General features: G+C 49.2%; 23 protein-coding genes. 11 read left to right on the top strand and 12 right to left on the bottom strand.

The window, feature by feature from the left end; all coding sequences use genetic code 11:
- Position 1: 1 nt before the first annotated feature.
- From ribD to WJT86_RS06055, 6 genes are all read right to left on the bottom strand, one after another.
- Complete coding sequence (ribD, locus tag WJT86_RS06080) at positions 2-1147, bottom strand: bifunctional diaminohydroxyphosphoribosylaminopyrimidine deaminase/5-amino-6-(5-phosphoribosylamino)uracil reductase RibD (protein WP_346336632.1); 1146 nt, start codon at positions 1145-1147, stop codon at positions 2-4.
- Positions 1147-1644 carry a transcriptional regulator NrdR gene (gene nrdR, locus WJT86_RS06075; RefSeq protein WP_346336631.1) on the bottom strand — a complete coding sequence of 166 codons (498 nt, stop codon included), beginning with the start codon at positions 1642-1644 and terminating at the stop codon, positions 1147-1149. Before nrdR ends, ribD begins: the two co-directional genes overlap by 1 nt.
- 8 nt (positions 1645-1652) lie before the next feature.
- Entirely contained in the window at positions 1653-2951 is a 1299-nt protein-coding gene (glyA, locus tag WJT86_RS06070) for a serine hydroxymethyltransferase (RefSeq protein ID WP_346337056.1), read from the bottom strand.
- A gap of 248 nt (positions 2952-3199) precedes the next feature.
- Positions 3200-4468 carry a L,D-transpeptidase family protein gene (locus tag WJT86_RS06065; RefSeq protein ID WP_407066928.1) on the bottom strand — a complete coding sequence of 423 codons (1269 nt, stop codon included), beginning with the start codon at positions 4466-4468 and terminating at the stop codon, positions 3200-3202.
- A gap of 177 nt (positions 4469-4645) precedes the next feature.
- Positions 4646-5101 (bottom strand): DUF6163 family protein, encoded by a 456-nt coding sequence (locus WJT86_RS06060; RefSeq protein WP_346336630.1) that lies wholly within the window; start codon positions 5099-5101, stop codon positions 4646-4648.
- Complete coding sequence (locus WJT86_RS06055) at positions 5101-6153, bottom strand: enoyl-CoA hydratase/isomerase family protein (protein ID WP_346336629.1); 1053 nt, start codon at positions 6151-6153, stop codon at positions 5101-5103. Before WJT86_RS06055 ends, WJT86_RS06060 begins: the two co-directional genes overlap by 1 nt.
- Positions 6154-6331: 178 nt before the next feature.
- Here WJT86_RS06055 and hemB point away from each other — a divergent pair, with 178 nt between their 5' ends.
- The 5 genes from hemB (at position 6332) to WJT86_RS06030 (ending at position 10360) form a co-directional block, all read left to right on the top strand.
- Entirely contained in the window at positions 6332-7348 is a 1017-nt protein-coding gene (hemB, locus tag WJT86_RS06050) for a porphobilinogen synthase (RefSeq protein ID WP_346336628.1), read from the top strand.
- 31 nt (positions 7349-7379) lie between these two features.
- Positions 7380-8672, top strand: coding sequence for a hypothetical protein (locus WJT86_RS06045; protein ID WP_346336627.1), 1293 nt, complete (start codon positions 7380-7382; stop codon positions 8670-8672).
- A 12-nt stretch (positions 8673-8684) separates the two neighbouring features.
- Positions 8685-9038, top strand: a complete 354-nt coding sequence (locus WJT86_RS06040) for a hypothetical protein (RefSeq protein WP_346336626.1) — start codon at positions 8685-8687, stop codon at positions 9036-9038.
- 115 nt (positions 9039-9153) lie between these two features.
- The gene (locus WJT86_RS06035; RefSeq protein WP_346336625.1) at positions 9154-9588 is read left to right on the top strand and encodes an RDD family protein; all 435 of its coding nucleotides are present in this window, start codon (positions 9154-9156) and stop codon (positions 9586-9588) included.
- Between the two features lie 22 nt (positions 9589-9610).
- Positions 9611-10360: an arginyltransferase gene (locus tag WJT86_RS06030; protein WP_346336624.1), complete on the top strand. Its 750-nt coding sequence runs from the start codon at positions 9611-9613 to the stop codon at positions 10358-10360.
- Between the two features lie 2 nt (positions 10361-10362).
- Here WJT86_RS06030 and parC read toward each other — a convergent pair whose 3' ends face one another.
- Positions 10363-12606 (bottom strand): DNA topoisomerase IV subunit A, encoded by a 2244-nt coding sequence (gene parC / locus WJT86_RS06025; RefSeq protein ID WP_346336623.1) that lies wholly within the window; start codon positions 12604-12606, stop codon positions 10363-10365.
- Between the two features lie 80 nt (positions 12607-12686).
- Positions 12687-13415, bottom strand: coding sequence for a DNA repair protein RecO (gene recO, locus WJT86_RS06020; RefSeq protein ID WP_346337054.1), 729 nt, complete (start codon positions 13413-13415; stop codon positions 12687-12689).
- 200 nt (positions 13416-13615) lie between these two features.
- On the opposite strand from recO, the gene WJT86_RS06015 reads away from it, so the two are divergent.
- Both WJT86_RS06015 and WJT86_RS06010 read left to right on the top strand, forming a co-directional pair.
- Positions 13616-14620, top strand: a complete 1005-nt coding sequence (locus tag WJT86_RS06015) for a 2-hydroxyacid dehydrogenase (protein ID WP_346336622.1) — start codon at positions 13616-13618, stop codon at positions 14618-14620.
- Positions 14621-14711: 91 nt separating this feature from the next.
- Positions 14712-15692 carry an MBL fold metallo-hydrolase gene (locus tag WJT86_RS06010; RefSeq protein WP_346336621.1) on the top strand — a complete coding sequence of 327 codons (981 nt, stop codon included), beginning with the start codon at positions 14712-14714 and terminating at the stop codon, positions 15690-15692.
- A 36-nt stretch (positions 15693-15728) separates the two neighbouring features.
- On the opposite strand, the gene era is transcribed toward WJT86_RS06010, so the two are convergent.
- The 4 genes from era to acpS all read right to left on the bottom strand — a co-directional run bounded on the left by era (position 15729) and on the right by acpS (position 18672).
- The gene (era, locus tag WJT86_RS06005; RefSeq protein WP_346336620.1) at positions 15729-16643 is read right to left on the bottom strand and encodes a GTPase Era; all 915 of its coding nucleotides are present in this window, start codon (positions 16641-16643) and stop codon (positions 15729-15731) included.
- Positions 16630-17340 carry a ribonuclease III gene (gene rnc, locus WJT86_RS06000; RefSeq protein WP_346336619.1) on the bottom strand — a complete coding sequence of 237 codons (711 nt, stop codon included), beginning with the start codon at positions 17338-17340 and terminating at the stop codon, positions 16630-16632. The genes era and rnc overlap by 14 nt, the downstream gene beginning before the upstream one ends.
- Before the next feature lie 20 nt (positions 17341-17360).
- Complete coding sequence (gene lepB / locus WJT86_RS05995) at positions 17361-18083, bottom strand: signal peptidase I (RefSeq protein WP_346336618.1); 723 nt, start codon at positions 18081-18083, stop codon at positions 17361-17363.
- Between the two features lie 166 nt (positions 18084-18249).
- Entirely contained in the window at positions 18250-18672 is a 423-nt protein-coding gene (acpS, locus tag WJT86_RS05990) for a holo-ACP synthase (RefSeq protein WP_346336617.1), read from the bottom strand.
- 327 nt (positions 18673-18999) lie between these two features.
- Here acpS and rpsF point away from each other — a divergent pair, with 327 nt between their 5' ends.
- The 4 genes from rpsF (at position 19000) to rplI (ending at position 21309) form a co-directional block, all read left to right on the top strand.
- A complete protein-coding gene (gene rpsF, locus WJT86_RS05985) occupies positions 19000-19401 on the top strand; it encodes a 30S ribosomal protein S6 (protein ID WP_346336616.1) in 402 nt (133 codons plus the stop codon).
- Positions 19402-19403: 2 nt separating this feature from the next.
- The gene (gene rpsR / locus WJT86_RS05980; protein WP_346336615.1) at positions 19404-19652 is read left to right on the top strand and encodes a 30S ribosomal protein S18; all 249 of its coding nucleotides are present in this window, start codon (positions 19404-19406) and stop codon (positions 19650-19652) included.
- Positions 19653-19751: 99 nt separating this feature from the next.
- A complete protein-coding gene (locus WJT86_RS05975) occupies positions 19752-20711 on the top strand; it encodes a YybS family protein (protein WP_346336614.1) in 960 nt (319 codons plus the stop codon).
- 28 nt (positions 20712-20739) lie between these two features.
- The gene (gene rplI, locus WJT86_RS05970; protein ID WP_346336613.1) at positions 20740-21309 is read left to right on the top strand and encodes a 50S ribosomal protein L9; all 570 of its coding nucleotides are present in this window, start codon (positions 20740-20742) and stop codon (positions 21307-21309) included.
- The last annotated feature ends 87 nt before the right edge of the window (positions 21310-21396 follow it).

Genomic DNA, 21396 nt, shown 5'->3' with positions numbered 1-21396 from the left:
ATCAGTAAGCTTTCTCGTAAAAGGCAAAGACATCAAGTCCAGCCGGTATTGTGTTCTTTAAATTGAAGTTTGAAGCTAAAGCAGCATCAAGTGATGGCTGGAATGCTAACAAGCCTTCATGACCGAAGACAGTGCTGCCTGTCACCAGAACAATTTCATCTAACAGATCATTCTCAGCTAAAGCAGAAGCAATCGTTGGCCCACCTTCACAAAGTATTGTCGATAAGCCATAATCTGCCAGGTGAGACATCGCCTCATTCAGATCGAGATGACCATCCTGACCTGTCCCAACCGTAATAACTTCACATCCACAGCGGCACAAAACATCATGTTTTGAAGTTCCCGGCCCTTCCGCTGAAACAATCCAGGTTGGCAGATGTGATGCCGTTTTAACAAGATAACTGTCAGGATTAATTCTTAATTGGCCATCAAGGACAACACGTATGGGAGAGCGATTTGCCATACCATTGAGGCGTACATCAAGACGCGGATCATCAGCATTGACCGTATTAACCCCGACCAGAATGCCATCACTGTGGGCGCGCATCATATGTGTATATGAATTTGCCAGCTCACCTGTGATCATCAGGCGTTCAGCTGTTCCGCTGCCTGCAAAACCATCCTGCGTACGCGCAAGCTTTAACGTGATGGCCGGGCGGTGTTTTAATACGCGGGTCAGGTGTCCACGATGCAGTTTGGCGGCCTCATCAGCAAGTACACCTGTTACAACTTCAATACCCGCCTGACGCAGACGTTCAAAGCCATGGCCGGCAACGCGTGTATCAGGGTCAAGGATACCAGCAACTACACGCTTGATGCCCGATGCCACAATCGCATCTGCACAGGGCGTGTCACGCCCAATATGGGAGCAAGGCTCCAGCGTTACATAAAGGGTTGCTCCTCGGGCACGTTCACCCGCAATATCCAGTGCCTGCCGCTCGGCATGAGGGCGGCCACCAGCGGCTGTTACACCTTGTGAGACAATCACCGGTCCCTCAGCTGTCTGAGTAACAATGACAGCCCCAACAGAGGGATTTGGCCTTGCTAATCCTAGATTTCTGTATCCCATGGCAATAGCGGCTGCCATGAAGCCATAATCTGCTTCAGTTATATTTCCAGAGATATGAGAAGCAGAATATCGGGCCATTATTTTTTCCGGATACTACCATCCCCGCCAACGCCCTCTTTCGCTACTGTTTTTCCAAGCTCTCCAAGGAAATTGCGAAAATCGCTGGCCTCTTCAAAGTTCTTATAAACAGAAGCAAAGCGAACGTAGGCGACATCATCAAGGCCTTTCAGCCCTTCCATAATCAGTTCACCAACCTGCTCGCTGGAAACCTCGCCCTCACTCTGGCTTTCGAGCTGGCGAACAATACCATTGATCATGCGCTCAACGCGTTCCATATCGACTGAGCGTTTGCGAAGAGCAACCTCAATTGATTTTTCCAGCTTTTCACGCTCAAACAATTCACGCCGTCCGGAACGTTTGACGACAATAAGCTCACGCAGTTGCACGCGCTCAAAAGTCGTGAACCGGCCACCACAATCAGGGCAGACACGACGCCGACGAATGGATGCGGAATCATCCGTCGGTCGTGAGTCTTTAACCTGCGTATCTAGCCCACCGCAGAACGGACAGCGCATATCAAACCTCAGCCATAAATCGGGAAGCGCTGGGTCAGAGCCTGAACCTGGACCCGAATGCTTGCTTCAACATTGGTATTCTGTTCTTCACCGTTGTCACGCAGACCATCGAGAACCTCAACAATCATACGCCCAACTTCACGCATTTCAGCAACACCGAAACCACGTGTCGTGACAGCAGGTGAGCCAACACGAATACCGGATGTAACGAATGGCTTTTCAGGATCAAACGGAATACCATTTTTGTTACAGGTAATATGCGCACGACCAAGGGCAGCTTCAGCAGCCTTACCGGTAATCTTCTTCTTGCGGAGATCCACAAGCATCAGATGGTTGTCTGTACCGCCTGCAACAAGATCAAGACCGCCATGGGCAAGGCTTTCAGACAGAGCCTTGGCATTATCAACAACAGCCTGCGCATAAGCCTTGAACTCAGGACGCAGCGCTTCGCCAAAAGCGACAGCTTTAGCGGCAATCACATGCATAAGCGGGCCGCCCTGCAGGCCCGGGAAGATGGCAGAGTTGATCTTCTTGGCAAGCTCCTCATCATTCGTGAGGATCATGCCGCCGCGTGGGCCGCGAAGCGTCTTGTGCGTTGTGGTCGTTACAACGTGAGCATGCGGGAATGGTGATGGGTGAACACCACCGGCAACCAGCCCGGCAAAATGCGCAATATCGACCATGAAGTGAGCACCGACTTCATCGGCAATTTCGCGGAAACGTGCGAAATCCCAGAAACGTGAATAGGCAGAGCCACCGGCAACAATGACCTTTGGCTTATGCTCATGTGCAAGCTTTGCAACCTCATCCATATCGATAATCTGGTCTTCAGGACGCACCTTATAAGACACGACATTGAACCACTTACCGGACATGTTAACGGCAGAACCATGTGTCAGGTGGCCACCACAGGCCAGATCGAGGCCCATGAATGTATCACCCGGCTTCATCAGAGCCATGAACACAGCCTGATTGGCCTGACTACCGGAGTTTGGCTGAACATTGGCAAACTGGGCACCAAATATCTGACAAGCGCGTTGAATAGCGAGGTTTTCAGCAATATCGACAAACTGGCAACCACCATAATAGCGACGGCCCGGATAGCCCTCCGCGTATTTGTTGGTCATGATAGAGCCCTGAGCTTCAAGAACAGCGCGGGAAACAATATTTTCTGAAGCAATCAGTTCGATTTCATCACGCTGGCGACCGAGTTCCTGATTAATGGCTTTTGCAATTTCAGGGTCCTGATCTGCAAGGCTTGCAGAAAAGAAGCTATTCGACAGATGATTGTTACCTTCGCCAGCCATAATGATCCCTCTATCAACGTCTATGGAGCAGGAAGACATTCCCGTTCTTTATAAATCCTAACATCAGATAACCAACCGCCGCCCCTTTCGCAAGAGAAAGCCGTACCATAAACCTATTACCCCACAATGCGGTTCATCAGCATTAGCATGTTATCAGAAGCCGCCCAACATATTCCAAGGGCAAAGAAACTCCTGAAATAAAAAAGGCCGCCAATGGCGACCTTGTTTTTATAACTGCAGGGCACTGCTTAATTGTAGAAGTTCTCTTCCTGTGGCGGAACCGGTTCATCGCTGGCGACTGGCACAAGCTTGCCAAGACCGTCACGACTATAAATATCACCACGGAACTGTACCAAGCCATCTGGCGTTGCCCAGGCTGTAATATAGGTCCAGTAAACATTGACCGGTGAGCGCAGGGTTGCATCCTTACGGGCACCAGATGCAAAGGTCTGTTCAATCTCAGGACGGCCCCAGCCGGGTGTTTCTTTCAACAGCCACTGAATGTAGTCACGAACGTTCTGAAGACGAACACAGCCAGAAGAGACGAAGCGGTAGTCATCACCGAACACACCTTTAGCAGGTGTATCGTGCATATAAACGCCATAAGGGTTTGGAATATTGATACGGACGAACCCCATGGAGTTGATATCCCCACCCGGATCCTGACGGAACATATAGTTTGTGGCCTCGTTTGAGTGCCAGTTTACCTGCTGCGGCTGCAGTTCCTGCCCGGACTTATTATAGATGCGGATCTTGTTATCTGTCAGATAGCTTGGATCTTTCTGCATCTTCGGAATCAAATCCTTCCGAATGATAGAGGCAGGGACAGTCCAGAACGGGTTAAAGTTGATCTGGGTAATTTTGGCATTCATGATCGGAGACTGACGGTCGGCCTTACCGACACCGGCCGCATGGCGACTCTGAACAGCTCCACCCTCAACCGTTTCAACAACAGCTGCCGGAATATTGACGATAACATAACGATTGCCCAGATCACCCGAATAGGAACGCAGACGGACAACGTTGATTTCCAGCTGCTTCAGGCGGATATCAGCAGGTACGTTCATAGCCTGCAAAGTAGCAGCGTTCATCTGCCCCGTCGTATTCAAACCATGACGTGCCTGAAAACGGCGAACACCTGCTTCAACGTAGGAGTCGTAAACCGGTGAATTACCAACGGATGGATCAAGGTCTCCACTGGCAATCAGACGCTGGCGCAGAGCCGAAACATCCTGACTGCGCGAGCCAACGCGCAGATTTGTTGCAATGCGCATCTGCTGCCAACCACCACGGGCCACGAGATCCCGGTAACGTGAAATCATTTCTTCAGTAGCATTCAGTGCCTGCTGGGAAAGAATTGGTGTTACAGAGCGTGGTACGCGCATACGCACGGCAGAATCATAATTCTGCTGCCATTCAACCTGATCATCAGCAGCTATCTGCTGCGCAGAGACACCGGTTGTTGCGGCACAAGCCATAAAAATCGCGCCGGAAAGAAGAGAAATCCGAGAAAACATCATCAAGCTTTCAGTCTTTTGAAACCTGTTACTAAGGGCCCTTAACAATTCTGGACCCGATCATGCCGAGTAAAATGCCAGATATCCCTTAAGGAAAAGTATTCAAAACGAGAATGAATAGGCAAATTTATGGCAGATCATGAAAGCTCAACTGTTATACAAGGAAGAGATACCAGCTTAGCGGTTATCTTCCCGCGCCCCAAGCCACATCAAAGACAGATAGGCCAGCACAAGAAAGCCGAGCGTCCATGCAATCCATGGCCCCATCGCCAGCATACCGGGAAACAGCGTGGCAATAACGATATAGCTCATCACCGCGATCAGCCAGACAACTCCGCCCCAGGCCGAGATCATCCACAAACCAACAGCTGCAATCACATCAATCGTTGAGAAGTAAATGACAGTTGACTGGAACTGAATACTGCGACTGACAAAATCACCGCCATCGCCCAGCACACCAATCATGGCGCTCCACCCTGCAAGTCCCTTCATAAGCCACAGAAGAGCGACAATACGAGCAAATATTGTGAGCACTGTATGCCAGCGGATAAACGAAGAACTTTCCGCAGCCGTGCGCAGAGCATCACTTGCACTGCCAATCTTTTCTTTCTGTTTTTGCAGGAAACCAAACATTAGGGCGCCTTGAATTCTTTTGATGCAAGCGGCTCAAAATATGCCGAAACAACCTCTGGCTTTACGTCTTCCAGTTTTGCCGGGCTCCAGCGTGGCCAGTTATCTTTATCAACCAGTACGGCACGAACGCCTTCAAAAAAGTCCTGCCCTAATTCACATAAGCGACAAGAAAGGCGATAGTCCATTTCCATGACACCATCAAAATCAAGCTTTGCAGCACGGCGCATCTGTTCGAGAGAAACACACATACTGGTTGGAGACTTGCCCTCAAAACACTTGAGCAGGTGCTGCGCAAACTCAGAGTGCTCCGCAGCATTACGAACACGATTAATGATCTCAATAACGGTTTCTGCTGAGAAAGTTTCTGAGATAAATGTTTCCTGTTCAGCGAGATGAGATGGCTGAACCTTAACGGCATATTCTGCCAGGACAGTGTCGACATCCTCGCCATCAGCAAGCTTCTGCTCAATATTATCGAAATCACTTGTTGCAACAGCATGCGTTGCCAGCCCCAGATAAATCGCATCATCTCGCTTCACGCGGTCACCCGTAATGGCAAGATAGGTTCCAAACTGGGATTTCACGCGGGACAATGGATAGGCCGCCCCCACATCCGGGAAGAATCCAATCCCAACTTCCGGCATTGCAAACAGGTAATTGTCGCCTGCAACACGATAAGAGCCGTGGATGGAGACGCCAACACCGCCACCCATCACAATACCGCCAATCAGCGAAATATATGGTTTGGGAAAGCGGTGTATCTGCGTATTGAGAATGTATTCTTCATACCAGAAATCGAGAGCTTCCTCACGCATTCCTGCAAGGCAGTATTCACGCAGTGTGCGCACATCGCCACCAGCACAGAATGCTTTCTCACCCGCACCTTTGACAATAACAGCCTTGATAGCCGGATCGTCTTTCCATTCAGCAAGAGCAACAGACATGCCCTGAACCATATCGCGCGATAAAGCATTCAATGCCCGAGGTCTGTTCAGGGTGATAACACCAACAGATCCCTTCTTTTCGCAGATAACTTCTGGAGCCATGCTCATTGTACCAATCTCCTGCCGTAACTGATCAGATACATCGGTTTAGACATTCTTTCCGCAGTTCGCAATGATATCGATGCTATCATCCTGTCTATGGTTCACTTCAACCTTAGCCGAACTGTCATTTTCAAATAAGCCTCTATATTTGTTGTTACCGTATAAAACACGAAGACCAACAACAATGCTTAAATCATACGAACAGACATCCCTTCACCTTTCCCATCGCCTTAGACGCAACAGAAAACAAGAATGGTCAAGAAATCTTGTCAGAGAGCACAGGCTGAATGCAGCAGATTTAATCTGGCCATTATTTATCATTGAAGGTGAGAACGTCAGACAACCGGTTGCATCAATGCCTGCGGTCGAACGCTACAGCATAGATCAGGCTGTGATTGAGGCCGAGAAAGCAGCTCAACTCTCTATTCCGGCAATTGCACTTTTCCCATACGTGTCCCCCAGTTTGCGGGATACAACGGGCTCAGAAGCCCTGAAGCCGAACAATCTGATCTGCCGGACGATCTCTGCAATCAAAAAGGCTGTTCCCGATATTGGTATCATCTGTGATGTTGCCCTCGACCCCTATACCAGCCATGGACATGATGGTTTGCTTGATGGTGAGATAGTCCTGAATGATGAAACGGTTGCACTTCTGGTTCAACAGGCCTTACTTCAGGCAGAAGCTGGGGCAGATATTATCGCCCCGTCTGACATGATGGATGGCCGCGTCGGTGCAATCCGCCAAGGTCTTGATGCTCAGGGTTTTGAAAATGTCCAGATCATGTCCTACGCAGCAAAATATGCATCAGCTTTCTATGGCCCGTTCAGGGATGCCATCGGCACACAGACAGTCCTGACAGGTGACAAGAAAACCTACCAGATGGATCCGGCAAATTCTGATGAAGCCATACGCGAGACGGCAATGGATATCGATGAAGGTGCGGATATGGTGATGATTAAACCCGGCCTGCCCTACCTTGACATTATCCGGCGTATCAAAGACACATTTGGTATGCCAACCTTTGCCTATCAGGTCTCGGGGGAATACGCGATGATTGAAGCGGCCGCCCGGAATGGCTGGATAGATGGAGAGAAGGCAATGGTTGAAAGTCTCATAGCTTTCAAGCGTGCGGGTGCAGATGGTATCCTGACTTACTATGCCCCCCGTATTGCAAGAATGCTAAAAGAGGGGCGCCTCTAGCCCCTCATAAACATCAACGGGCAGCAGAAGATTGAAAAGTAACCGCCGTATATTTTGGCTCAGCTTCTTTATTACAGCCCTGGCCGTGCTCTTTGGCTGGTCAGCAACCGAGCGGGCAGATGACTTACGCATCTGCGAGCGTTCAATCGTTGCAATCAATGACGGAGAGGCCCAAATCCACGTCCAGCGTGTTACGACCACTTCTTTCTCCCGCATTATCCGCATTGATTATGATGCCATCTATCCGCAGGCAAAACATACATTCAGCAGATACGTAACCTGCCGTTTCAGCGCTGAAAAATCACCATTCTTCAAAAGTGACTTGTCTTCTGTTGAAACAGAGTATGGCCCTGTTTCTGAAACAAATCTGTTTATGCTGAAAAGGTTTTATCTTGATAAGAGTGATACAGCCTCACGAGCTGTGACAGCAGATCAGGAAACGACACAGTTTGGCTTCAAAAGCTTTATGGCGCACATTCTTGAGTGGATTTTGAGTGTTGCTACAAAGGCTGCCTTTCTGGCAGGTCTGGCAGGGTTATTCCTTCTTGTGGCCAGTCTCTTCACCGTCGTGACGCCCCATGCTTTTTATGGAATATCCGGAGCCATTGCAGCAACTCTGGGCGCCTTACTGACAACAGGAAACCAATCTCCTATTGCCCTGAGCCTTGCCCTGACAGCTGGTATTATCAATGGCGGTTGCGCAATTATCCTTTATGCACGCAGCCTGAAATCGACAGAAAGCACTTTTGTATCGGTCAGCATGCCATGGCTTCTGCTTCTGACCTTCATCATGATGGCCCTTTTCGGCTTCCCCAGCACCGGCACAATGGGTCCAAGCTGGTTACCTGCAAGGCTTTTTTCACCTATGCCCCTCATGACAATCGGGGGGTATAGTATTTCTGTTCCCGCATTTGGCCTCGCGATGATCATTGCAATGCTCGCAATGACGGCTTTTACCCTGAAAAAGCTTGATCAGGTTAAAACACTGATCCGTTCACTGCATGATAACAAAGCCAGAGCTTTCATATTGTTCTTGATTGTCCTGACAGCAGCGGGCTCTCTCAGCGCTTTTTCATATGTACAGTTCGGAATAGCCTTCAATCCACTGCTCTTAGGAACGAAAGCCCTGCTTCTGGCTATGATCGTCGGCAAAATTCCTTCAGAACTGCGAGCCATTAATCTCGTACTGGGCGCAATTGCCCTCATCTCCCTTGAATTTGCCTTGTCACCTTTCTTTCTGGCAGTCTGGGTAGATATGGCAGCTTATGCAGTTCTTATTCTTTGCCTATTAATGACATCTGAGAAAAGAAAGACTGTCTCATAAACTGGAACAAACATGGCTCAGCGTGGTTTAGACCAACATTCTCAAGATAAAGAGCTGGCTTCCAGGTTGGCCTTTGATAATTTTATAAGCCAGTTTTTAGAAACTGAACGCAGTATTGCTGACAATTCAGATATGCTCAAAACATTAAGCCATAAGACGCTGAGAAACAAAAAAGAGCAGGCAGAGATAGAGAGTCTGACAGCCAGAATTTCTGATCAGAAGTCCCATCGCGCTTATCTCGAATACTCAGTATTTATGGATTATGATCTGCGCAGCCATTTTCTGGCATATAATGGGAATGATCCTGAAATCATCCAGCTGATCGACGGTATTAAGATGAGAAATCCATTTTTTCTGAAAGAATGAAAGACCTCAGCCAATCTTTAATCACTCAGTTCCTTGAAAATCACGCCCCCACAACACACTTCATATCAGTTGATGCAAAAAATGAAGCAGACATGGAATGAATGAAAGATCACCCGTGAGTAAATATACACCTCCCATTGCTCAAGGAGTACTGGGTAACAGGTTGATGGCGTATATCATCGATCTCATCGTTATCTTTGTTTTGACGTGTGCTTTTTATCTTGTGGTCGGCTTACTCGGCATTCTCACCTTCGGGCTTGCCTGGTTTGCCCTTGCCCTGCCGGGTGCGTTTATCGGCATTCTCTACAGCACATTAACAGTCTCATCAGAAAAGCAGGCAACCATAGGCATGCGATCTGTTGGTATCAGACTGATTGATGCGCAAACGGGCGGAACAGTCCCGCCATTGAATGCAGCTGTTCATGCATTGCTGTTTTACGCGGCTGCAATGAGTGGTATTCTGCTGGCTCTTGATATTCTCATCGGCATATTCAGGGCAGATGGTCGCTTAGGACATGACCTTGTAGTCGGTGTTGTTGCGACCCGATAATAAATTAATCCAGAGGCAAGGCGTGACCCACCATTCCCATCAAACCCAGAGGTTTTATCTGACACCAGCAACCAAGTGCCCCTATCTACCCGGCCAGCTGGAAAGAAAGATATTTACCGATATTGTTGGAGAACAGGCTACTGAATTAAACGACCTGCTCGCCCACAGCGGGTTTCGTCGTTCCCAGCTGATTGCCTATCGCCCTGCGTGTGAGACATGCAGCGCATGTACCTCGACACGTATTGTGGTCGATCAGTTCAAGCCATCCAGCAACATGAAGCGGGTCAGAAGCCATAATCAGGATTTGATTGGGATGGTTGTTCCAAACAAATACACATCCGAGCAATACGCACTCTTCAAGCGTTATCTGGAAGCACGCCATCGTGATGGTGGCATGGTTGAGATGTCTGTTCTGGATTACCGCTCCATGATTGAGGAAAGCACAATTGAAACATTCCTCATCGAATACCGCATCAAGGATGCAGACAGTGCTTTTACAGGCCGCAGCTCTGGAGAACTTGTTGCTGTCGCTTTGACAGATAAGCTCAGTGACGGCTTTTCAATGGTCTATTCATTCTTTGACCCGGATGCCAACTCAAGAAGTCTCGGCACCCATATTATTCTTGATCATATTGAACGCAGCCAGAAATCCGGCCTCCCCTATCTCTACCTTGGTTATTGGGTCGAGGGCTCCCGGAAGATGGATTATAAACGCCGCTACCAGCCGCAAGAGTTACTCACGCAAAACGGCTGGGAACGTGTTACACTCTGAACTTACTGAAATTTGTTAGATTTAGGGAAGCCCTTCGGTGGCAGACGTCCGGATTCTGCTCTGTGGGCAAGCCATGGCAGCAACTCATCCTGAGCCACAGTCCATGTCCGGTCTGATGTATCTTTCCATGTCAGACCTTCGCTCAGCGTAAAGGTCTTGATATCGGAAATACCACCATCCTTATAACGCTGAATGCGAATACCCTTACCACGGGCCATTTCAGCCATTTCTGTAATCGGGAACAACAGCAGCTTACGGTTTTCACCGATAACAGCCACGTGGTCACCCTGTACCTCACAGCACAACATGGCTTTCGCCGGATCATCCAGATTAATAACCTGCTTGCCCTTACGGGTATTGGCAACAATATCATCAGCAGGTGCCACAAAGCCGCGGCCATCGCTGCGCGCCAGAAGCAGTTTGCTACCCGCCTTATACGGGAATGCCGTCACAAAATCCGCACTTTCATCCATCTCAACCATCAGGCGGATTGGATCACCAAAACCACGGCCACCCGGCAGCTTGGATGCTTCAAGCGTGAAGAACCGCCCATTATCAGCCATGACAAGTATCTTGGCCGTTGTTTCGGTATGGAATGAGAGTTTCAGGTTATCGTCGCCCTTGAACTGGACGTTTGATAGATCGGCAACATGGCCTTTAAGCGCGCGAATCCAGCCCTTTTCCGATACGATGACAGTAATAGGCTCACGTTCAATCATGACTTCATTGAAGTCGATATCAGATGTATCCGGCGCATCAGCAAATGTTGTACGACGCTTGCCAACAGCTGTCTCTGCGCCAAACAACTTACGGGCTTCACGGATCTGCCAGGCGACCGTCGTCCATTGCTTATCTTCAGAGACAAGAAGCTGTTCGATTTCGTTCTTTTCTTCTGTCAGCTTTTCCTGCTCACGCTTCAGCTCCATCTCTTCAAGACGGCGAAGAGAGCGCAGGCGCGTGTCGAGAATAGCATTGGCCTGAATTTCCGACAGCTTGAAGACCTTCATCAGCTCCTGACGAGGCTCGTCTTCTTCACGAATAATCTTGATGACCTTATCCAGATCCAGATAAACGATCAGCAGACCACCAAGAATTTCCAAGCGCTTATCAATAGCAGCCAAACGGAAACGCGAACGGCGAACCAGAACATCACGACGATGGTCAAGCCATTCACGCAGGGCTTCTGCGAGATTAAGAACCTTTGGAACACGCCCCTGTGATAGGACGTTCATATTCATGGAAACGCGGTTCTCGAGTTCCGTCAAACGGAACAGGCTTTCCATCAGCAGAACCGGGTCAACCGTACGTGAGCGTGGCTCCAGAACGATACGGATATCTTCGGTCGATTCATCGCGAATATCAGCCAGTAGTGGCAGCTTGCGCTCTTGCAGAAGCTCCGCAATTTTCTCGATCAGACGGGATTTGGAAACCAGGTAAGGTATCTCTGTGACAATGACATGCCACATCCCGCGGCCGGTCTCTTCTTTTTCCCAGCGGGCACGGACCCGGAAGGAACCACGACCTGTCGTATAGGTTTCGGCAATTGTCTTGGCATTATCGGTAATAATACCACCCGTCGGAAAATCCGGACCGGGAATGAATGTCATAAGCTGTTCTGGCGATGTTTCCGGATGCTTGATCAGATATAGGGCAGCATCGCAGAGTTCACTGGCATTATGTGGCGGAATGGAGGTTGCCATACCAACCGCGATACCTTGAGAACCATTTGCCAGAAGGTTCGGGAAGGCAGCAGGTAACACCACAGGCTCTTCATTTGCCTGATCATATGTTTCACGAAAATCAACCGCATCCTCATCCAGCCCTTCAAGAATGAGCTGGGCAATCGGTGTCAGCTTCGCTTCGGTATAACGCATCGCGGCGGCGCTATCACCGTCGATGTTACCGAAGTTACCCTGCCCATCAACCAGCGGATAACGCTGGGCAAAATCCTGAGCAAGGCGAACAAGGGCATCATAAATCGCCTGATCACCATGTGGGTGATACTGACCCATAACGTCACCGACGATACGGGCACATTTCTTTGGGGCATTTACCGGGTCAAGACGTAAGAGGCGCATCGCATGCAGAACACGACGATGAACCGGCTTCAAACCGTCTCGTGCATCAGGCAGTGCCCTGTGCATGATGGTCGACAGGGCATAGGCCAGATAACGCTCTTCGAGCGCCTCTTTGAGATTTATAACTTCGATACCGCCATCCTTGGACGGATCAATCTCTTTTCCCATGAAACCAAATACCCTTAATTCATTTGCGCAGTTATGTCTTAGCTACTTTTGCGAATGAGAACAAACCAAAAACGAACAAATTACAAATCCTTCAACACCAAGCTTATGAACTTTTGGCGCTCAGGAGGGATATCCTGCGCCCTTGGTTCAAAAATCCAGTTTTTAAGGAAGTGCCCGGTCAAATTAAAACCGGCAAGAATGTCCTCTTCCATCGGTTTAATACCTCTTCCGTCCGAGAGCAAGAAGGACGGCAATTGCAGCATTCGTTCTTTATAGGGCTCTCCCGGTATCCGGCTGACGGCACGCCCTGTTCTTGGAGAGACATAAATCAGCTGGTTATGTGTACCAGTTGCGGCACAACATGACAGATCCAGCCCGAAACCGAGTTCAGCCAGAAATGCCCGTTCAAAATGAACAAAAAGAATAGCTGCCACTTCCGGGTTATCCAGCTGGTCAATCAGCGTATTAACCGCCTCATACACCCCGGAATGCGGATCACGCTCAGGCAGCACCCGCAGGAAGGCGGCCAGCGTTAGAAAGCCATGCAGCGCACATGCCGACATCAGAAAGCGAGATGTGCGCATTTCCTTTGCTTCAACCTGCATTGTTCCAAGGTGGTCATCAAGACGGGCACGCCATGTCAGATCAATGATGTTCCCTGCCTGCAACATGGCTGACTTGCTTTTTGAAGCCCCACCATGAACCAGTCCAAAATGGCGGCCATGATCACGCGTCATGACCTCAAGGATCACCGCTGTCTCGCCGTGCCGACGGCTTCCCAAGATCAGACCTTCATCATTCCATTGCAAGAAACTTACATCCACTTTCTGGCTTCCAGTCCGGCAGCCATGTTTTCTAATTTCTTTATATTATTATTTTTCAGAGTCTTGGAGGAGCAACAAGAAAAAAGTATTTTATTTTATGGATTATTGCCCCGGAGAACACATTTTTACCCCATAAGAATGGTAATCGCAGACCGTCATACATTATAACATAAGGAAGCTACTGCATGAGTAATGTGAAAGTCGCAGTTTTCAATACCAAGAGCTATGACAGGGCCTATCTCGAAAAGGCAAACCGGGATAGTCACAAGCTAAACCTTGAGTTTTTCGATTTTCCATTAACATCCAAGACAGCCAAACTTGCCGATGGTTTTCAGGCTGCCTGTATTTTTGTCAATGATGAAGCTAACAGAGCCTCCCTTGAAGGACTTGCCAAAAGTGGTGTCAAAGTTGTGGCGCTGCGAAATGCCGGTTTTAACAACGTTGATTTACAGGCTGCAAAAGATCTTGGTATTACAGTTGTACGCGTCCCGGCCTATTCCCCAGAGGCAGTAGCCGAACATGCCGTTGGTTTGATGCTATGTCTTAACCGTAAGATTCATAAGGCCTACCAGCGCACGCGTGAAGCCAACTTCTCTCTTGAAGGTCTCACGGGTTTCAACATGTTCAAACGTACGGTTGGTGTCGTCGGTACGGGCAAGATCGGGATTGCAACCATCCGCATTCTCAAAGGCTTTGGAATGGATATTCTGGCCTATGATCCATACCCAAGCCATGCCGTTGTCGAGCTTGGCGTTTCTTATGTTCCTCTTGATGAGCTTTACGCCCGCTCAGATGTCATCACTCTGCATTGTCCTGCAACACCCGAGAACTATCACCTCCTGAGCAAGAAATCCTTCGACAAGATGAAGGATGGCGTCATGATCATCAACACAAGCCGTGGTTCTCTTCTTGACTCATTTGCAGCAATGGATGCCTTACAGCGCGGGCGCATCGGCGCTCTGGGTCTTGACGTTTACGAAAACGAACGGGATCTGTTCTTTGAAGATAAGTCGAACGACATGATCCATGACGACGTCTTCCAGCGCCTTTCATCCTGTCATAATGTTATCTTTACGGGCCATCAGGCCTTTTTGACGGAAGAGGCTCTCACCAATATTGCTGAAACCACCATAGACAACATCCATATGGTCACTTCCGGACAGAACTGCCCGAATGAGGTTAGTCTATAGGCTAATAAACATTATCTGGCTCTGGTGAACTTGAAAACAGACGTTAGTTTTAAGAGAATTAATGTTGTTGCAGTTTAGCAGGAGCCAAATCATGACATCTCGCAGGTTATTTTTAAAAGTCCCGCTCTTGGCATTTATGGGCGGCTTGCTTATGCCGGCAATGCGATGTGCTCCAGCATTTGCAAAGGCACCTCCCGTGAAAAAACAGGCTCCCGGCTACTATCGCATTATGGTTGGAGACTATGAAGTCACCACCCTTCTGGATGGCACCAATAAATTTGACCCGTTTAAACTTTACAACAACGCGACAGAAGATCTGGTCAAGCGTGTCATGGACAACGCTTTTCTGAAACCGCCCGTTGAATTGTCAATCAATGCCTTTCTCGTGAACACAGGTGAAAAACTGGTTCTGATTGATACCGGCAATGGCATTATTCCAGATAAAACGAATATCGGGCATGTTCTGGACAACCTTAAAGCCGCTGGTTATCAGCCTGAAGATATTGATGATATTTTGATTACACACGCTCATGGGGATCACATAGGCGGCCTTCTTCTGGAGGGGAAAATCGCATTTCCGAATGCGATCGTTCATATTTCCCGTCTTGAGTATGATTACTGGACCTCCAAGAAAAATCGTGATGCAGCCCCTGAAGCAGCAAGAGCCACGTTTGATACGCGGGCAAAAACGCTCAACATCTATAAAGATGCAGGCAAACTTAAAACCTTTGAAGATAAGGCAGAGCCTGTATCTGGTTTCACAGCAATCCTGTGTCCGGGGCATACACCCGGCCACACAGCATTCCTGCTCAAGCGACAGGAACAGGGGATCCTATTCTGGGGTGATATAACCCATGGCAGTGCCATACAGTTTTCTGCACCTGAAATTACAGTTGGCTTCGATACGGACAATAAACAGGCATTCGCCTCACGGTTGCGCCTTATGTCTCTGGCTGCGAAAGAGCGTTATATGATTGCTGGCGCTCACATCTCTTTCCCAGGGCTTGGTCACACCAAAGAAGGTGGCGGCAAATACTTTCAATGGGTACCCGTTTATTACACTTCACTTTAAGAAAATGAAAAAGGCAGCTACAGAGCTGCCTTTTGTTTATCCTCTAGGAAATTCCAGTCCCATTTCTCGATAACGCTGCGGATCATCGCCCCAGTTTTCACGAACCTTAACGAACAGGAACAGGTGAACCGGCGCCTCAGCAATTTCGCTGATTTCACGGCGCGATGCCTGACCAATCGCCTTGATTGTCTGCCCACCCTTGCCAAGAATGATCTTGCGCTGACTATCGCGCTCAACAAAGATCGTCTGCTCAATACGCACAGAACCATCAGGCCGCTGCTGCCACTGATCTGTTTCAACGGTTGACTGATAAGGCAACTCCTGATGAAGCCGCTCATAGAGCTTCTCACGTGTAATTTCAGCGGCCAGCATACGCAGGGGTGCATCAGAAATCTGATCTTCAGGGTACAGCCATGGCCCTTCCGGCATCATACTTGCCAACTGCTTACAGAAATCCTGAACACCCTGCCCTTTAAGAGCGGACACCATAAACGTATGATCAAAAGCAACCAGCGCATTGACCTTAGCTGTCAGTTCCAGAAGACGGGAACGCTCAATCAGATCAATCTTGTTCAGAACCAGAATTTTCGGGCGCTTGATTTCATTCAGTTTAACCAGAATAGCTTCGGCCTCTTCGTCCAGACCTTTGCGCGAATCGAGCAGCAGAGCCACCGCGTCTGCATCACCTGCTCCACCCCAGGCAGACGTTACCATCGCACGATCAAGGCGGCGCTTTGGCTTAAAGATACCCGGTGTATCAACGAAGATGATCTGGCTGTTGTCTTCGATAACAATACCACGAACCATCGTACGTGTTGTTTGCACTTTATGCGAAACAATCGAAACCTTAGACCCGACGAGCGCATTCAGAAGTGTTGATTTACCGGCATTTGGCGCACCAATCAAAGCGACAAAACCAGCGCGTGTATTTGTATCGTCAGTTTTTGTCATCACCATTTTCCTTCCAGACGCCTTCTCGAATAAGAAGCCCTTGCGCCGCATTCTGTTCCGCAACCCGTTTTGATGGACCGTGCCCTATGGAATCTGCCCGTCCACTAACACGAGCTGCAATACGGAACTGAGGCGCATGATCCGGCCCTGTTCGCTCAACAAGATCATAAACCGGTGTTGGCAAGCCTAACCCCTGAGCCCATTCCTGCAAAGCTGTTTTGGCGTCATGCAACGGCCGTCGCGGTGCCGTAACCCGCTCGCGAAATGCCTCTTCAATAACAGCCTTGGCAGCATTATAGCCGCCATCAATGAAGATAGCACCCAGAATAGACTCGCAGATATCGGCGAGAATTGCCGTATTCTTGCGCCCGCCAGACTGCATCTCACTGGCACCGAGGCGCAAATGTGGCCCGACTTCCCATGCGATGGCAACTTCAGCGCAGCTTTCCTTCCGAACCAGTTCAGCAAGACGGCGCGATAACTCACCCTCTGTTGCTTCCTGAAATGTCCGGCACAGAACTTCAGCAACAACCAGTCCGAGAACGCGATCGCCGAGAAACTCAAGACGCTGGTAGTTGGCCCCGGTATGCGCACCTGCTGCCGAGACATGCGTTAAGGCCCGCTCTAGCAGAGCCTTGTCGGAGAACTTATAACCGAGGCGTTTTTCAAGCTCGGTGAGGCGTGGTGATTTAGCCAATGCTAAAAAGCCTTTTCAAATCAACGGATCGGCTGGAACATCCGCTCACCGCGGATTGTCCATGGCCATTGCCAGAACTGCCAGGCAGAAGCCGTTTCATCAACTGATAGGAATATAACTTCCGCGCGGCCAACAAGATTGATGTAAGGAACATACCCAACCTCTGTGGAAACACGGGAATCCAGAGAGTCATCCCGGTTGTCACCCATCATGAAGTAATGACCTTCCGGCACCGTATAAAGCTCGGTATTATCAAGCGGCCCATTATCATCATTATATTCAATAATGTGATGCTTCACGCCATTTGGCAGAGTTTCAATATACTGCGGGATACGCCGGCCCTTATAAAAGAAATCCTCGATACGCTCGCGTGGCACAACAGTATCGTTGATATACAGGCGGCCTTCCTTCATCTGGATCTTGTCGCCCGGCATTCCGACCAGACGCTTGATATAATCCTGACTGTCATCTTTCGGCAGCTTGAAGACAATAACATCACCGCGTTTTGGTTCTGACCCAAGAATACGGCCAGAAAACAGTGGCAGATTGAATGGCAGAGAATACTTGGAATATCCGTATGAATATTTCGAGACAAACAGGAAATCATTCACAAGAAGCGTCGGCACCATAGAACCGGACGGAATATTATAAGACTGGAACAGACATGTTCTGAGTATCAGAGCAATCAGAAGAGCCTGTACGATAATCTTTACCGTATCCCAGACATTGCGCATCATCTGCATATAATCGACACCTGTATAAAATTAAGCTTATCACGGAACGTAAAAAGGAATTTACGAATCCCATAACCCTTTGAAGGGAAGAATTGCCATTACCTTATGATAGGAACGGCTGCAACGCATCAATGCGTTATCAGCCATATTATAGGGCAAAACTGGCAAATAATACTCAAACAAGAGGTGGAACTGTTTCACCAATCCGACGGGCTTCAATAATCACAAAAGCCTGAGCCAGTGGTGGATCATCCGTCAGTGTGACGTGAACAATGGCTTCATAGCCATCCGGGGTCATCTCAAGAAGGCGCTTATAAGCCCCACCTGAAAGCCGCATGGTTGGCCGTCCGGTTGGCAGATTGACAACTTCCATATCGCGCCAGAACACACCATGTGAAAGCCCTGTTCCCAAAGCCTTGGAACAGGCTTCTTTTGCAGCAAAGCGTCGTGCGTATGATGGGGCCCGTGCAGCCCGACGATCACTTTTATCCTGCTCACTCTGTGTAAAGATACGACGGGTAAAACGCTCTCCATGCCGTTCCAGAACGGCCTCTATCCGCCTGATATCACACAGATCTGAGCCTAAACCTAAAATCATAGCAACTCTTCCTGTAAATCCTCGGCATAGTCTGGTACATCTATAGAGCGATTTGACAGTGTTAGAAAGCACCCTGTGTTTTCTGCATGAAGCGCTTGCATATCCTGCACATTATCGTTATATGAACTCCACGTTTGCCTCGGCTGGGGGCTGAACGGACGGCGTGCTATGCGCGTAGGATTAATGAAAATCCGTCGTCCAGTGTCTCCGCCTTCGACATTCCTCTCGGGCCTTGAGGCTCGAAGGGCTTGGCGCCGAAGAAACGTACAAACCGGCTCATTTTCAACAGAAAATAGCTATTGTTTACACTGATCCGAAAGGCCCAACATGCCTCTCTATGAGCACATTTTTCTTGCTCGTCAGGACGTAACACCTCAGCAGGTCGACGCTATGGTCGAAACCTACAAGGGTGTTCTCGAGTCCAATGGCGGCAAAATCGAAAAGACCGAAAACTGGGGACTGAAGTCCCTCGCTTATCGCATCAAGAAGAACCGTAAGGCTCACTTCACGCTGTTCAACATTGAAGCTCCAGCTGCTGCTGTTGCTGAAATGGAACGCCAGATGCGCATTAACGAAGACATTCTCCGCTTCATGACAATCCGCGTTGAAGAACTCGAAACAGAGCCTTCCGTGATGATGCAGAAGCGCGATCGTGATGATCGTAAGGGTCGCCGTCGTGATGACGAAGATGGCCTCGACAACGACGTCAACGCAAGCGAAGAGGAATAATCATGGCTAATGGTGCTGGTGGCGCTGGTCGCCGTCCTTTCTTCCGCCGTCGTAAGACATGCCCATTCTCGGGTGAAGGCGCTCCGAAGATTGATTACAAGGACACAAAGCTCCTGTCCCGTTACATTTCTGAACGTGGCAAGATTGTTCCTTCCCGTATTACAGCTGTTTCCAACAAGAAGCAGCGCGAACTTGCTCAGGCAATCAAGCGCGCTCGTTTCCTTGGCCTACTGCCATACGTAATCAGCTAATTTCTTAGCGATATGTGATCTTATCCGGCGGTGTAATTCCGCCGGATTAGTTGGGGCCCTCCCCTAACCCTGCCAAGAGCAGCGGGACAGCGAAAAACCATGAACACGAATTTTCTAATAGGCATATTGGCTGGTCTTGTAACCGCCCTGCTCGCCAGCCCGCTGCTGGTCCCAGATGTCATGCCTGTATCTGTTCTGGTTTATTTTACTCCTTTCCCAATATTCTTTGTCTCTTTGGCGTGGCGCCACCAGACTGGGCTGATCGCATCTCTTGTCGGTGCTCTGGCTCTTATGCTGCCAACCCAGAACTTCAGCATGGGTATGGTTATGCTGGTTGGCATTGGCCTGCCTTCATGGGGTCTTGCCTATCTTCTTCTGCTAGGCAGGCAGACCAATCGGGGAATGGAGTGGTACCCATTCGGTAACATCCTGTTCTGTCTGGTTCTCATCGCAAGCGCACTGGTTGCAGCCATCCTTCTTGTAGGCAGCAACCTGAACTACGAGAACTATACAGCCTATATCAATGCTATGCTTGATGCCGCAGAACCCGCCCTGAAAGAAAGCTTTCAGGACAATTATGACCATGACAAGTTCTTCATGATGTTACATAGCGGCCTGCCGTCATTACAGACATCCGTTATTTTCCTGACGCTTTTCCTGAACCTCTGGTTAGCGAACAGAATTGCATCGCGAACAAAACGCATGCCGCGCCCTCGCGTCTTCGTTCCGGCAACGCGCATTCCACCTGCAATCATGGGGATTGCATTCATTGGTATTGCGCTTGCATTTATGGATGGACTGTTTGGCTTAATTGGCCTTGGTATTCGCTCTGCTGTTTATCTGGCCCTGTTTATTCAAGGCCTGATGTTTATCCACTTTGCCACGCCACAAAAACCTGGCAGAGGCCTCATTTTAACAGCTGTCTACCTCACAATAGGCCTGACAACCGCACTTCAGACAACCGTTCTGATTTACGCGCTTGTTGGGCTTGGAGTCGTAGATATCCTGTTCAATATCCGTAGCAAATTCGGACCAGCCAACCCGGCTGCTCCACAGTAATCAATTCAGAATTCCAAAGGAGACTAAAATGGAAGTCATTCTGCTTGAACGTATCGCAAGACTTGGCCAGATGGGCGAAACAGTAAAAGTCCGTGACGGCTTTGCTCGTAACTTCCTTCTGCCACAGGGCAAGGCTCTTCGCGCCACAAAGGCCAACAAAGAGCACTTTGAAACACAGCGCGCTCAGCTCGAAGCTCGTAACCTTGAGCGTCGTCAGGAAGCTGAAGCTGTTGCTGAGAAGCTGAACGGCCAGAGCTTTGTTCTCATCCGTCAGGCTGGTGAAACAGGCGTTCTCTACGGTTCTGTCGCAACACGTGACCTCGCAGAAGCCATGACAGAAGGTGGCTTCTCTGTTGCCCGTCAGCAGATTGTCCTGAATCACCCAATCAAGACACTTGGTGTTCAGGAAGTTCCGGTCAACCTACATCCGGAAGTAGAAGTCAAGGTCCTGATCAACGTTGCCCGCAGCCCTGAAGAAGCAGAGCGTCAGGCACGTGGTGAGTCGGTCTTCACCCGTGAAGAGAACAATCTTGACGATCTCGGCCTTGAAGTTGGTGCAGCTCTTGCTGAAGCAGCTGGCGACGACGAAGAAATCTGATTCTCATTTCCAGAATCACAAAAAGGCTGGAAGGGCTTGCTCTTCCAGCCTTTTCTTTATTTTGACCTTGCGGTACAATTTTTTTAG

The sequence above is a fragment of the Hohaiivirga grylli genome, from assembly GCF_039655745.1.
Classification (GTDB): domain Bacteria; phylum Pseudomonadota; class Alphaproteobacteria; order Rhizobiales; family Beijerinckiaceae; genus Hohaiivirga; species Hohaiivirga grylli.
The sequence above is the reverse complement of the archived record's forward strand: the minus strand, read 5'-3'. Positions and strand labels throughout refer to the sequence as shown.